This window comes from Streptomyces sp. NPDC048288, from assembly GCF_043201555.1.
In the GTDB taxonomy this organism is placed as follows: domain Bacteria; phylum Actinomycetota; class Actinomycetes; order Streptomycetales; family Streptomycetaceae; genus Streptomyces.
The window spans coordinates 685,158-698,098 of sequence record NZ_JBICZD010000005.1; the positions used below are offsets into that span (position 1 = coordinate 685,158).

General features: G+C 71.4%; 14 protein-coding genes. 5 read left to right on the plus strand and 9 right to left on the minus strand.

Translation table 11 applies throughout. The features are described 5' to 3' along the window. Nucleotides 1-6: 6 nt before the first annotated feature. The 4 genes from ACGFZS_RS21875 to ACGFZS_RS21890 form a co-directional block, all read right to left on the minus strand. Complete coding sequence (locus tag ACGFZS_RS21875) at nt 7-756, minus strand: SDR family NAD(P)-dependent oxidoreductase (RefSeq protein ID WP_393796529.1); 750 nt, start codon at nt 754-756, stop codon at nt 7-9. A 47-nt stretch (nt 757-803) separates the two neighbouring features. Next, nucleotides 804-1,607 (minus strand): SDR family NAD(P)-dependent oxidoreductase, encoded by an 804-nt coding sequence (locus tag ACGFZS_RS21880; protein ID WP_393796530.1) that lies wholly within the window; start codon nt 1,605-1,607, stop codon nt 804-806. A gap of 370 nt (nt 1,608-1,977) precedes the next feature. Then, nucleotides 1,978-3,096: a fatty acid desaturase family protein gene (locus ACGFZS_RS21885; protein WP_393796531.1), complete on the minus strand. Its 1,119-nt coding sequence runs from the start codon at nt 3,094-3,096 to the stop codon at nt 1,978-1,980. 7 nt (nt 3,097-3,103) lie between these two features. Beyond that, entirely contained in the window at nt 3,104-4,159 is a 1,056-nt protein-coding gene (locus ACGFZS_RS21890) for a ferredoxin reductase (RefSeq protein WP_393796532.1), read from the minus strand. Nucleotides 4,160-4,245: 86 nt separating this feature from the next. Here ACGFZS_RS21890 and ACGFZS_RS21895 point away from each other — a divergent pair, with 86 nt between their 5' ends. Further along, nucleotides 4,246-5,385, plus strand: a complete 1,140-nt coding sequence (locus ACGFZS_RS21895; protein WP_393796533.1) for a PucR family transcriptional regulator — start codon at nt 4,246-4,248, stop codon at nt 5,383-5,385. Nucleotides 5,386-5,502: 117 nt separating this feature from the next. After that, nucleotides 5,503-5,841 carry a thioredoxin family protein gene (locus ACGFZS_RS21900; protein ID WP_393796534.1) on the plus strand — a complete coding sequence of 113 codons (339 nt, stop codon included), beginning with the start codon at nt 5,503-5,505 and terminating at the stop codon, nt 5,839-5,841. A gap of 152 nt (nt 5,842-5,993) precedes the next feature. Here the strand turns inward: ACGFZS_RS21900 and ACGFZS_RS21905 are convergent, their stop codons facing one another. Beyond that, nucleotides 5,994-6,890, minus strand: a complete 897-nt coding sequence (locus ACGFZS_RS21905; protein WP_393796535.1) for an NAD-dependent protein deacetylase — start codon at nt 6,888-6,890, stop codon at nt 5,994-5,996. Nucleotides 6,891-7,065: 175 nt separating this feature from the next. On the opposite strand from ACGFZS_RS21905, the gene ACGFZS_RS21910 reads away from it, so the two are divergent. Further along, a complete protein-coding gene (locus tag ACGFZS_RS21910; RefSeq protein WP_393796536.1) occupies nt 7,066-7,641 on the plus strand; it encodes an EF-hand domain-containing protein in 576 nt (191 codons plus the stop codon). 21 nt (nt 7,642-7,662) lie between these two features. Here ACGFZS_RS21910 and ACGFZS_RS21915 read toward each other — a convergent pair whose 3' ends face one another. The 4 genes from ACGFZS_RS21915 to ACGFZS_RS21930 all read right to left on the minus strand — a co-directional run bounded on the left by ACGFZS_RS21915 (nt 7,663) and on the right by ACGFZS_RS21930 (nt 10,803). Beyond that, a complete protein-coding gene (locus ACGFZS_RS21915) occupies nt 7,663-8,217 on the minus strand; it encodes a S8 family serine peptidase (RefSeq protein ID WP_393796537.1) in 555 nt (184 codons plus the stop codon). Between the two features lie 8 nt (nt 8,218-8,225). Further along, entirely contained in the window at nt 8,226-8,864 is a 639-nt protein-coding gene (locus tag ACGFZS_RS21920) for a S8 family serine peptidase (RefSeq protein WP_393796538.1), read from the minus strand. A 615-nt stretch (nt 8,865-9,479) separates the two neighbouring features. Then, nucleotides 9,480-10,010, minus strand: coding sequence for a DUF937 domain-containing protein (locus ACGFZS_RS21925; RefSeq protein WP_393796539.1), 531 nt, complete (start codon nt 10,008-10,010; stop codon nt 9,480-9,482). A gap of 109 nt (nt 10,011-10,119) precedes the next feature. Continuing rightward, nucleotides 10,120-10,803, minus strand: coding sequence for a TetR/AcrR family transcriptional regulator (locus ACGFZS_RS21930; RefSeq protein WP_393796540.1), 684 nt, complete (start codon nt 10,801-10,803; stop codon nt 10,120-10,122). Between the two features lie 98 nt (nt 10,804-10,901). On the opposite strand from ACGFZS_RS21930, the gene ACGFZS_RS21935 reads away from it, so the two are divergent. Beyond that, nucleotides 10,902-11,822 (plus strand): SDR family oxidoreductase, encoded by a 921-nt coding sequence (locus tag ACGFZS_RS21935; RefSeq protein ID WP_393796541.1) that lies wholly within the window; start codon nt 10,902-10,904, stop codon nt 11,820-11,822. Between the two features lie 166 nt (nt 11,823-11,988). Next, nucleotides 11,989-12,804: a class I SAM-dependent methyltransferase gene (locus ACGFZS_RS21940; protein ID WP_393796584.1), complete on the plus strand. Its 816-nt coding sequence runs from the start codon at nt 11,989-11,991 to the stop codon at nt 12,802-12,804. Nucleotides 12,805-12,941: the final 137 nt, after the last annotated feature.

The window sequence follows — 12,941 nt, forward strand, 5'->3', positions numbered from 1 at the left end:
GGCGGCTCAACGCGCCGTCCAGCCTCCGTCGACGTAGAGCTCCGAGCCGGTCATGAAGCTCGCGTCGTCGGAGGCGAGGAACGCGACGGCGGCCGCCACCTCCTCCGGCGCACCGAGCCGGCCGAGCGGCGTCCCCTCGACCATCGCCGTCAACCGGGGCGTTCCGCGCCACAGTTCGCGTGAGCGCGGCGTCTCGATGAAGCCGGGGTGCAGGGAGTTCACCCGAACGCCACGCCCGGCCCAGTGCAGCGCGGCGTTCTTCGTCATCAGCCGTACGGCACCCTTCGCCGCGTGGTACGAGAACTGGGCGCCGAAGCCGCCGACCGTGCCGAAGATCGACGCGACGTTGACGATCGAACCGCCCCCGGCGCGTTCGATGGACGGGCCGACATGCTTCATGCCGAGCCAGACCCCCGTCTGCGTCACGCCCAGAACCCGGTCCCAGGAATCCATGGTCTCGCTCTCCACCGTGTGCATCGTGGCGATGCCCGCGTTGTTGACCAGCACGGACAACTCGCCCAGCACGCCGGTCGCCTGGGCCACCGCATCGCGCCACGCCGACTCGTCCGACACGTCGAGGGCCAGCCCCAGCGCCCCGCCCCCGACCTCATCGGCCAACTTCGCGCATCCATCGACGTCGAGGTCGGTCACCACGACCGTCGCGCCCTCGGCCGCGAGCCGTCGCACGACGGCCTCACCGATGCCTCCCGTCGCACCCGTCACCAACGCCGTCTTCCCGGTCAGCCTCGCCTGCATCGGGCCCCTCGCTCCCCTTGGAGTATCTCGGTCCATTCCGACGGCCGTCAGTCCCGTACACCGAGCCAGGCCAGGGCGCCACCGTCGATCACATACGACGACCCCGTGATGAACGCGGCGTCGTCGGAGGCCAGGAAGCACGCCAGCCTCGCGACCTCCTCCGGCCGCCCGAGCCGCTCCACCAGCTGCGGCGAGGTCAGTTCGTGCTCCATGGCGTCACGGTCCGGCGCGGCGGCCAAGTACTTCTGGGTCAGCCGGGTGTCGATGACGCCAGGACAGAAGCAGTTGCAGCGCACCGGGGCCAGGTCGACGGCGGTGACCTTGGTCAGATGGATCACGCCGGCCTTCGTGACACCGTAGGCGGGGGCATTGGGAAACCCGGTGAGGCCGGAGACGGACGCCGTGTTGACGATGGCGGGCCCGCGCGACGAGCGACGCAGATACGGCGCGGCGAACTTGGTCGTCAGCCAAACCGCCTTCAGGTTGACCTCATAGACCGCATCCCAGACCTCCTCCGGAAGCGAGTCGACGCCGCGTTCCGGCGCGGCCGTGAACGCTGTCTCGATCACCCCCGCGTTGTTGACCAGAACATCGAGCCCCCCGAAACACCCCGCCGCGTACGCCACCATGTCCGCGATGTCGCCCCGGACCCGCAGATCACAGACGACCGCCTCGGCACGCGCCCCAGCCGCCCGTACCAGCTCCGCGGCCTCGTACGCGGTCTTCTCGTCCCGATCGGCGACGACCACCGCGGACGCACCCTGCCGGGCCATCTCCACGGCGATCGCCCGCCCGATGCCCTGCCCCGCACCGGTGACGAGCGCGGTCTTGCCGTCCAAGGAACCCACCACGAGTCTGCTCCCGAATCCCCGCCCCGTTACCATTACCTGAACTGAACTTGCTTCACTTTTCCGAGTCTAGGTTGGAGGCCGGTACGCCACAAGACTCGTGACGGTCCCGCTTGTGCCGATCAGCGCACGCCCACGAACGGGTTGTGGACTTCGGGCGGCAGATCCGGGGAGGGGGGCTCAGAGGACCAGGGCGGGTGTACTTCGGCTGGCGCCGCGGCGACGCGAGCACGTGGCCTGCGGCAGCGGAGGCTTGGTTCTGGGCGTTGGGCGCCCGTGTTCTGGACGCGGTAGAGCTCCGGCGGCCTTCCGGCTTCACCCGTGAGGTGGTGTTCCGGCGGTGCGGCCGAAAGATCCGAAGCACTGCCGGGAATCAGGCCGCGACGAGCTCCTTCTCGCGGTCCGGCGTCTTGGCCTTCGGCTTCTTGTTCGGCAGCGAGAGCCGGAAGACCTTGTGCCACGCGGAGAACACCTGCTTGGGCAGCGGCCCGGTGACGTACTCCAGCTCGTACTTTTCGAACAGCGCGCGCACCTTCACCGCGACCTCGGCGTACCGGTTGCTCGGCAGGTCCGGGAACAGGTGGTGCTCGATCTGGTGGGACAGGTTGCCGGTCATGAAGTGCATGGCCTTGCTGCCGCTGATGTTCGCCGAGCCCATCATCTGGCGCAGGTACCACTGGCCGCGCGTCTCGCCCTTGATCGACCGGCGCTCGAAGACCTGTACGCCCTCGGGGAAGTGCCCGCACATGATCACCGAGTGGGACCAGAGGTTGCGGACCAGGTTCGCGGTGAACGTGGCGGCGAGCGTGGTGAGGAACGACGGGCCCGACAGCAGCGGGTGGATGACGTAGTCCTTGAGCACCTGCTTGCGGATCTTGCGGCCCACGGCCTTGGCCCGCGCGCGGAACTCCGGGTCCTTGCGGCGGCGCTTGCGCAGGTTCTTGCCGAGCTCCAGGTCGTACGCCGCGATGCCGTACTCGAAGAAGCAGGCGTTGATGAAGTTCCACAGCGGCTGGCCGAGGTGGAACGGATGCCACCGCTGGTCCTCGTCGACGCGCATGATGCCGTAGCCGAGGTCGTTGTCCTTGCCGATCACGTTGGTGTACGTGTGGTGCAACTCGTTGTGCGAGTGCTTCCACTGCTCGGACGGCGAGACGTGGTCCCACTCCCAGGTGGTGGAGTGGATCTTCGGGTCCCGCATCCAGTCCCACTGGCCGTGCAGAATGTTGTGGCCGATCTCCATGTTGTCCATGATCTTCGCCACGGACAGCCCGGCGGTGCCGATCAGCCACGCGGGCGGGAAGAACGAGAACAACAGCACGCCCCGGCTGACCAGTTCGAGCTTGCGCTGCGCCGAGATGACCTTGCGGATGTAGGCGGCGTCCTGCTCGCCGCGGGTGGCGATCACCTCGTCGCGGATCGCGTCCAGCTCGCGGCCGAGCTCCTCGATCTGCTCCGCGGTCAGGTGGGCGGTGGGGTCGATGGCGGTCAAGGTGTTCCTACCGTTCGATGTCGCAGGGGCCCGCGGCGGCGGACACGCAGGTCTGGATGAGGACGCCCGGCTCGGCCTCGGTGATCTCGCCGGTGCGCAGGTCGCGGACGGCGCCCGCCTTGAGCGGCGTAACGCAGCCGAAGCAGATGCCCATGCGGCACCCGGAGGGCATGAGCACGCCGGCCTCCTCGCCGATGTCCAGCAACGGCGTGGCGCCGTCCGCGTCGACGGTCCTGCCGGTGGCGCTGAACGTGACCTCGCCGCCGTCGCCGGTGACGACGATGCCGGGGCGGAAGCGTTCGGTGTGCAGGCGCTCCTGGACGCCGTGGTCGTTCCAGTGCTTCTCGGCGGCGTCGAGCAGGCCCGCGGGCCCGCAAGCCCAGGTCTCGCGCTCCGCCCAGTCAGGCACGAGTTCGCCGAGACGGGCGATGTCGAGCAGGCCGTCCGTGGCGGTGTGCACTTCGGTGAGCCGCAGCTTCCTGTCCGCGGCCAGGTCGTGCAGTTCGTTGCGGAAGATCACGTCGTGCGGCCGCGGCGCGCAGTGGACCAGGACGGCGTCGTCGAACTCGGTGTCGCGCAGCATGCCCATCACGGGCGTGATGCCGCTGCCGGCCGTCAGGTAGAGCACCTTGGCGGGCTTGGCCCGCGGCAGCACGAAGTCGCCGGTCGCCTGGTCGAGTTGGATCAGCGTGCCCGGTGTCGCCCGGCGGACGAGGTGGTTGCTGACCTTGCCGTCCGGGATCGCCTTCACGGTGATCGTGACGCGGCCGTCCTGGCGGTTCGTCGGCGAGGTGATGGAGTAGGCACGCCACAGGCGCACCCCGTCGACGTCGACCCCGATCCGCACGTACTGACCGGCGGTGTGGCCGCGCCAGCCTCGCCCCGGCCTGATCACGATGGTCGCGGCGTCACCCGTCTCGGGGTGCACGGCCTCGATGCGCCCCCGCAGGTCGGCGCCCGCACGCAGCGGGCTGACCAGGTCGAGGTAGTCCGACGGCAGCAGCGGCGTCGTGACCATCTCCAGCAGTTTCCACGCCCTGCTGCGGAGGGCTGTACTCGTCATGGTTCCAGCTTGCTGTGCCTCAGGGCGTAAGGTCCTGACCGCAGGACGTAAATCTGAACGGTAGAATTGTTCGCAGGGAATAAAACGTGAACCATGTGATCCGGAGGGCCAGCGAACTGGCCCTGGACGAGACGACGGTCACCGTACTTCGGGCCGGGCTGAAGGCCACCGCCGACGAGGTCGTCCAGGCGATCATCGACGAGGTCCCTCCCTACGCCAACGCCCTTACAGGCCACATGGGCGCCACCATCCGCCGAGCCGTCCGCACGGCCCTGGGGCACTACCTGGACCTCGCGAGCGGGAACGCCACAGGCGGCGACGGCGGTGACGCGGCCTACGAGCTCGGCCGCGGCGAGGTGCGCGACGGCCGTTCGATGGACGCCCTGCTCAGCGCCTACCGCGTCGGCGCCCGCGTGGCCTGGCGATGCCTGGCAGCGGGTGCCGTACCCGCAGGTCTGCCCGCCGCCGAGGTCGCCAAGTTCGCCGAGCTGACCTTCGCGTACATCGACGAGCTGTCCGCCGCGAGCGCGGCGGGCCACGCCGACGAACTGGCCGCCCGGGGCAGGGATCACGAGCGCCACCTGGAGCAGCTGGCCCGCGACCTTCTCGCCGGCGCGAGCCCGGACGTGCTGCTGGCCTCGGCTCAACGGGCCGGGTGGCCACCTCCGGTTTCGCTGACCGCGGTCCTGCTGCCCGCCGCCCAGGCCCGGCCTGCCTACCGCGCGTTCGACCCGAGCACCCTCGTCCTCGACGATCTGCCGGACGCCACCGGTGTGCTGCTCGTCCCCGATGCCGACCGGTCACATCTTCTGCGGCAGCTGACCGACCGCACCGCCGTGGTCGGCCCGGCCCGGCCATGGACGCGTGCGTCCGCCTCGTACGCACGAGCCGTACGCGCGCGCACCCTCTCCTCCGATGTGCGCGACACCGAGGACCACCTGCCCGAACTGGTGCTGAGCGCCGACGTGGACGCGTTCGCAGACCTGCGTGCCCGAGCCCTCGCACCGTTGCGGACCTTGCCCGTTACGACCGCACGGCGGCTGGAGGAGACGCTGCGGGCGTGGCTGCTGCACCAGGGCAGGCGGGACGAGGTGGCGGCGGCGTTGTTCGTCCATCCCCAGACGGTCCGGTACCGGATGTCGCAGCTGCGCGAGCTGTTTCCGGATCTCGCATCGCCACACCGGGTCCTCGAACTGACGCTGGCGGTCGGTCTTCGGGTCAGCTGACGCGGCCCGGATAGCTGATCCATGGGTGCCCGGCGGGCTGCGACCGGGTGACCGACCTGGCACACCGCGCGAGGGATGATGGGGACGGAATGACGGAACGTGAGGTCAGGAGCTTCCATGACGAAACGGGTTCACCGACCTCGTGAGGACGCGGAGTTCAATTTCATCCTCGGGATGAGCGGAGTTCCGGTCCTCGCATACTTCACCGGGACCTGGCCCAAGGCGATCGAGTCCTGCCGGGCGATGGACCTCGTCGTGGGTGGCATCGCCGACGACTACACGGGCCGCCTGACGGTCGTCCGCGCCGACATCACGCGTTGTCCGGCCGTAACCGAGCGATACGGGATCACCGGAGCCCCGTCCTACGTCCTGCTGAAGGAGGGAGGGGCGGTGGCGCACGCCACGGGGCCCATGACCACCGCAGAGGTACGCAAGTTCCTGGACGGCCACCTCTGAACGGCCGCCGCCTGGACACCCTTCTGAGTGCTCTCGGTGTCCCCGAGACGGCCCTCCACCTGTCGAGCAGCTTCTGCTTTCCCCGGTGAGTCCGCTGTCATGCGCCACGTCTCCCCTTCACCCGCGGCTGCGGATGCCCGTCGGGCGGCGGCTCAGTCCGCCGGGCCGCCGACCGGGATGCCGAGCCGGTCGGCGATGGTCGTCAGGGCCGGTCCCAGCGGGAGGGCGACCCGGGTGAGGGCGTGCGGGTCGCCCCGGGTGGGGTCCCGGTTGACGATCAGGACCGGCTTGCCCTCCTGGGACGCCTGACGGACGAAACGCAGCCCGGACATCACCGTCAGCGACGAGCCGAGGACCAGCAGCGAGGCCGCCTCCCGGACCAGGCGCCGGCAGTGCTCGACGCGCTGTGGCGGCACCGCCTCGCCGAAGAACACCACGTCCGGTTTGAGAATGCCGCCGCAGTCGGCGCACGGCACGACGCGGAAGTCGCCGACCTGCGCGTCGGTGAGGTCGGCGTCACCGTCCGGGTTGATCCCGGCGGCCACCGGGTCGAAGCCCGGGTTCTCGGCCTCCAGGCGCCGGGCGAGCTCGCGGCGCCGGCTGAAGGCGCGGCAGGAGAGGCAGACGACCCGGTCCAGGCTGCCGTGCAGCTCCACGACCCCCTCGCTGCCCGCGGCCTGGTGCAGACCGTCGACGTTCTGGGTGATCACACCCGAGACACGGGCGTCCCTGGCGAAGGCGGCCACCGCCAGGTGCCCCGCGTTGGGGCGGGCCCGCCCGAAGGTGCGCCACCCGAGGTGGCTGCGCGCCCAGTACCGGCGGCGCGCGTGGGCGCTCCCGGTGAAGTCCTGGTAGGTCATCGGCGTGTGCCGGCTCAGGCTCCCGCCCTCGCCCCGGTAGTCGGGGATGCCCGACTCCGTGGAGATGCCCGCCCCGCTGAGCACCAGCACACCGCCGGCGCCGAGTGCGTCGACGACCGGCTCCAGGTCGGTGGTGCCCGGCGGCAGGTCCGCGGCGGGGGTCCAGCTCAGCGTGGGGCGCATGCGCATGCCGCAAGGGTACGGAATCGATGGCGGCCCGGGACGGGTGTGCGGCCGCCGGGGAACCGGTCCTCGGCCCGCCGCGGGCAAACCGGCGCCCGGCGCACCGGGCGGGCGCGTGGGCGCGCGGGTCCCGGTCGCGGTGAGCGCGAGCGCCGTTGAGGGGCGGTCGCCCGCGGAAAGCATGTCCTCAGCACTGCGCGTGAGGAGGCATGTGATGTCCAGCGAGTTCCAGCGGACCAAGCTCCAGGCCATGTTCGAGGCGTTCGACGCGGACGGCAACGGCTATCTGGAGGAGGCGGACTTCGTGGCCCTGGCCGACCGCTGGAGCCGGCTGCCCCGGGTGAGGGAGGGATCGGAACTGGCGGAGCGCGTGGACGGCGTGCTGAAGGGCTGGTGGCGGCAGCTGTCGGAGACCGTGGACACGGACCGGGACGGCCGGATCGACATGGACGACCTCCTCGCCATGGTGGACCTGCTGCCGACCATCCCGGAAGCCGTCACCGCCACCGCCGACACCATCTTCGACGCGGTCGACGAGAACGCCGACGGGCGTATCTCGCGCGGCGAGCACCAGCGCCTGGTCGACACCTGGCACGGGCGGCCCGTGGCGACCGGCGGTGTCTTCGACCGGCTCGACCAGGATGCCGACGGCTACCTCAGCCGCCCCGAGTTCGCCGCGCTGTGGACCCAGTTCTGGACCAGCGACGACCCCGGCGAACCCGGCAACCTGATGTGCGGCCCGATCGGCGCCGGGTGAGGCACCGGCACCGCCGGCCGCTCAGAGCCAGCCGCGGCGGGCCGCCTGCCAGGCGAGCTGCATACGCGTCGTGGCCCCGGCGAGTGACATCATCCGCTGGATGTGGCGCTGGATGGTGCGCCGACTGAGCCCCATCTGACTGGCGATGGCCTTGTCCGCGATGCCCGCCACCACCGGCGTGCCCACGGCCGTTCCCGAGGCGCGGGCCGCGACGATTCCCACGCCGGGCGCGGTCACGTCGGGCTTCACGGCCTTGTCGCTCAGGCGCGGGCCGCCGCTGGAGAAGGGCGCCAGGGAATCGTCCCGGTCCACGGCACCCACGGTGAGCGCGGCGTCGGCCGCACCGGGCGAACCGATGGTCGACGCGCCCTGGTCACCTGCGTTGCCGGCGGCGACCACGAACAGCGTCTGCCCGGAGGCGGACAGGGTGTCGACGGCCTGGCTCATGGGGTCGGTGCCGTCCGTGGGCGCGTCCGAACCCAGGCTCATGTTGACGACCTTGGCGTGCTCCGCGGTCGCCCACTCCATGCCGGCGATGACCTGCGACTCGGAGCCGTACCCGTCGTCGCCCAGCACCTTGCCGATCAGCAGGTCCGCCCGCGCCGCTTATCGGAGGATGCCGCTCCGTTGCCGCCGACGATCGACGCGACATGCGTGCCGTGCCCGAAGTGGTCGGTCACGCTGCCGCTGTCCGAGAAGTCCCTGGACTCGGCGATCCGGCCCGCCAGGTCCGGGTGGCCGGCGTCCACACCGGTGTCCAGGACGGCCACCTTGACGCCCTGCCCCTCGAAACCGGCCTTCCAGGCCGCAGGCGCGCCGATCTGCGCCGTACTGCGGTCCGGCGCCGGTGCCACCCTGCCGTCCAGCCACACCCGGGGGGTCCGCACGAGCCGGGCCGTGTCCGCGGGGCGCAGAGTCTTCCAGAACGCGCCGAGATCGTCGTCGTCCACCCGCAGGGCCGTCGCGTCGATGCCCTCCAGGCGGCGCTCCGGCACGGACGCCGTGTTGACCGCGGTGAGCCGGTCCGCGGTCGCCGCCGCTGCCTTGCGGCTCGCCGCCCCTCCGGCCGTCACGCCGCCCGGCTCGGGGGAAACGATCAGCGGGAGCGCCGAGGTGCCGGCCTCGTCGTAGCCCTGGGCGATGAGGGCGGTGACGTCGAACAGGCGCCGGTCCAGCGTCCCGGCGGCGACCAACTCCGCCGCGTCGGACGGGAGTACGGTCATGGTGCCGGTCGTCCTGCTCGTACGTGCGGAAGACGATGCCGCGGCGGTCCGGACCGGGTTCCACCGAGGCGGTGCGCCGGCCGTCGCCGCCGGGTGTCACCGTCACCCGGTCACCGGTCACCAGCCTCACGGTGGACGCCGCCGCGGCGGCGCCCCTCGCCTCGGCCGTGCCGGGGGACGACGCCCGCCCGGAGGCCGACGACAGCCCTCCCGTGGTCAGCACCAGTGCCGTCGATATCGCCGCCGTCAGACGGTTCCATGCCATCAGCCACACACCTTTCGTGCAACGCCTGATCACGCGCTGTCCGAAAGAATCTGCCGAGCCGATGAGCATGTCACGACCCCACGATGTCGCGACTGCGACATGTCCCAACTCCGCCACCCGGTCCGGCAGACCGGCGAAGGCCGCGGCCGCCGCCGCGAGGGGCCGGCGTCCCACAGCGCGGCTCAGCCCTGACGCGCAGCCAGGCGTGTTGCCCGCTCCGCGCCCGGGGAGGTGTCCCGTACGACGGTCGCCAACTCGGCGCTACGCAGCGCTATTACAGCGTCGGCGAGAAACGCCGACGGGACGCGGCCGAGCGTGTCACGGCGATGCAGTTCTCCGCCCCGGGACGGCTACTGCTTGCCGCCACCGAGGATTTGCTCCAGCAGTTCGCCGAGGCCACCAGAGCCCGCGCCGGGAGCCGCGCCGCTTGAGTGGGCCGCCCCCGGGGCCGCCTCGGGGGCGGCGCCCTTGGTGGCGGCCGCGCGCTTGGCGAAGACGGCCATCACCACGGGAATGAGCACTCTGATGATCCGGTCGACGTTCGCGGCGGGAATGCCGGTCTTCTTGGACACCGCCTGGGCGATGGGCCTGCTCATCTTGGTGAGCAGGCCGGCCATCAGGCCCCCGGCGAGGCCACCGCCCAGGGTGGCCACGCCCTGGAGCGGAGGTTCGGCGACTTCGGAGAGGGCCTCGCGTACCTCCGCGGCGTCATCGTCGTCGGCGACGGCCTTCTGCCGCAGCTGGCTGCTCATCGCGCCGGCGGTCTCGGCCACCGCCTCGCGCGCCCCGTCGGTGTCGGTGCCCAGGAGACCCGCGATCTCGTTGAGGTCGCGGTCGCCGAGTCCGTCCAGTACGTCGTCCTGAAATGAGGATTCAGTCATGCCGCAAACGCTAATGCGGCACATTCATGACATCTCGCGCCACACCGGACACCTCCTGTAGATGAGTGCCTGTGCCTGCCGCCCACGGTGCGAGGCGTCCGGTGCGCGTTCAGGCGATGGTCGCCTTCGGGGCCTCCTTGCGGGCGAGGAGGCCGGAGGCGGTCACCTGTGCTGTCCGGCGCACGGCGTCGGCGAAGTCGATACGCATCATCGCGAGCGTGGGATCGGAGGCGTAGGCGGCGAGAACGGCCTGTGGGGGACGGCTGCACGGCCAGGCGGCCATGGCCATCAGGAGCGTCGTCTCCACGAGGGCCGCGGCACCGTCGTCGCCGAGTTCCGGCAGGTACCGGCCGGCGAGGGCGACCAGGTTTCCCAGGGACTTCCGGGCGGCCTGCTTGTGCCGGATCGCGACCTCGGCGGAGATGTTGTGTTCCAGCACCGAGGCCTGCGAGCTGAGCAGGTCGCACAGAACGGGCCGGCGTGCCATCGAGGAGGCCAGGAGTTCGGCGAGTCGGTCCCCGCGCTCCCCGCTGCCGCCGCCCGTGGGGACGGCTTCGCGTTCCAGCTCCGCGACCCAGTCGGTGACCTGGGTCTCCAGCAGCTCCAGCAGGACCGCCTCGCGTGACTCGAAGTAGCGCAGGACGTTGGCCTTGGCCAGGCAGACCCGGCGGCTCAGGGCGGTGAGGCTCAGCTCGGCCACGGTCATCTCGGTCAGCATCGCGTCCGCGGCGTCGAGGATCTGCCGCCGCCGCTCGCTGCGCTGCTCATCGGTTCGCGCTCGCTGGAAGGTCACCTACCCATCTTACAGACCGACGGTACTTTACTAACGGACCGCCGGTACGTTATGTTGGTCGCAAGACAAGATACCGGCAGTACTTTATGGAGTGCGTCATGTACCAGATCCCCGACCAGCAGGGAAAGCTCGCCGTCGTCACCGGCGCGAACAGTGGCACGGGCAAGGAGGCGGCCACACGCCTCGCAGCGGCAGGAGCCGACATCGTCCTCGCGGTGCGCACCGAGGCGAAGGGGGAGCAGGCGAAGGCGGAGATCCTGGCCGCACACCCCGGCGCCCGGGCGGAGGTCCGCCGCCTGGACCTCGCCGACCAGGCCTCGGTGCGGGCGTTCGCCGACGGCCTGATCGCCGCCGGCCGCCCGCTGGACGTGCTGGTGAACAACGCCGGCGTGATGAACGTGCCCGCGCGCACGGAAACCGTCGACGGCTTCGAACTGCAGCTGGCCAGCAACTTCCTCGGCCCCTTCGCGCTCACGGTCCGGCTCCTGCCGCTCCTGCTGTCCGCCCCCGCGCCGCGCGTCGCCACGATGAGCAGCGGCGTGGCGACCCGGGCGCGGATCGACTTCGACGACCTGCAGTCCGCCCGCCGCTACAGCCCGACCCGGGCATACGCCCAGTCGAAGCTGGCCGACCTGCTGCTGATGACCCACCTGGCCGACCTCGCCGCGGAGCGCGGCTGGCCCCTGCTCTCGGCGGGTGCGCACCCGGGCTACACCCGCACCAACCTGATGACCTCCGGCCCGAACCTCAACGGCGGCCGCCCCGGCCTGATCGAAGCCCTGGCCTACAGGATCGTCCCCTCCCAGGGACCCGAGCAGGGCGCCGAACCCCTCCTCTACGCCGCGGCCGACCCCGGCGCCACCCCCGGCGGCTACTACGGTCCCCGCTGGGCGGTCGTCGGCCCGACCAAGCCCGTCGCACTGCCGCGCCCCGGCCGGGACAAGGCCGTCGCGGCCCGACTGTGGCGGGAGGCCGAACACCTCACGGGTCAGTCCCTCCCCGCCCGGGCGACCACATGAGCGACGCCCCTCCCGCTGCCGACCGACGGCGACGCCTTCCGAACAGCCTTCCGAACCTTCCGGACAACCTCAGGCCGGCTCCACTCACCCGGCCCCGGGCCCCTTGGAATCGATCACCTAGGCTGGCGTGGTGACTGATGAACAGGAGCGGACGCGGCCGTCCGGAGTGTGGGCCACAGCCGTGGGGGTGGCCAGAGTACGGGCGTTGGAAACCGCGCGCGAGAACGCGCTGTTCCACGACCCACTGGCAAAGGCCTTCGCCGCCGCGGGCGGCCTGTGGCCCACCTCGCCGCCGCTGCCCGACGACGAGGCCGCGCGCCGCCGCCGGCTGGGCGTGGCGTTCTCCATCGTCATCAGGACGAAGTTCCTCGACGAGCTGTTGCGGCAGGCCTCTGCGTCCGGGGTCCGGCAGGTCGTGCTGCTCGGGGCCGGCATGGACAGCCGGGCCTTCCGGATGGACTGGCCCGAGGGCACCCGGCTCTTCGAGGTCGACACCGCCGTTCCACTGGACTTCAAGGCCTCGGTGCTGCGCCAGGAACGGGCCGTCGCGCGCTGCGAGCGGATCACCGTCCCGGTGGATCTACGTGAGGACTGGCCCGGCGCGCTGGCCGCGGCGGGGCACGACCCGGCCGAGCCGACCGCCTGGATCGCCGAGGGGCTGCTCATCTATCTCCCCGAGGACGCGGTGGAACTCCTGCTGGCCCGCATCGGCGCGCAGTCGGCGCCGGGCAGTCGGATGGGCCTGACGTTGGGCTCGCGCGGCGTGATCGAGCGCTTCGGCGCGGACGCCGAGCCGGGATCCGCGGCATCCATGTGGGTCTCGGAGATGCCCGACGACCCGGTCGCCTGGCTGGCCGGGCACGGCTGGGACGCCGACACCCACACCCTGCGCGAACGCGCCGCCGCCTACGGCCGCCCGATCAACACCCCGCCGCGGCAGGAGGAACGGCCCGGCGGACTGATCTCGGCGGTCCGCCGCTAGGCCGTCCGGAGCGAACACGCACCTCCTGCCGGACGCTTCCCCGCGATCCGCCCACGGCCGGCAGCCACTCCGCCCGCCAGAAGTCGGTACGTGCGATGATCTCGGCCACCGGCCACCAGCACCCGGCCCGGACGGCC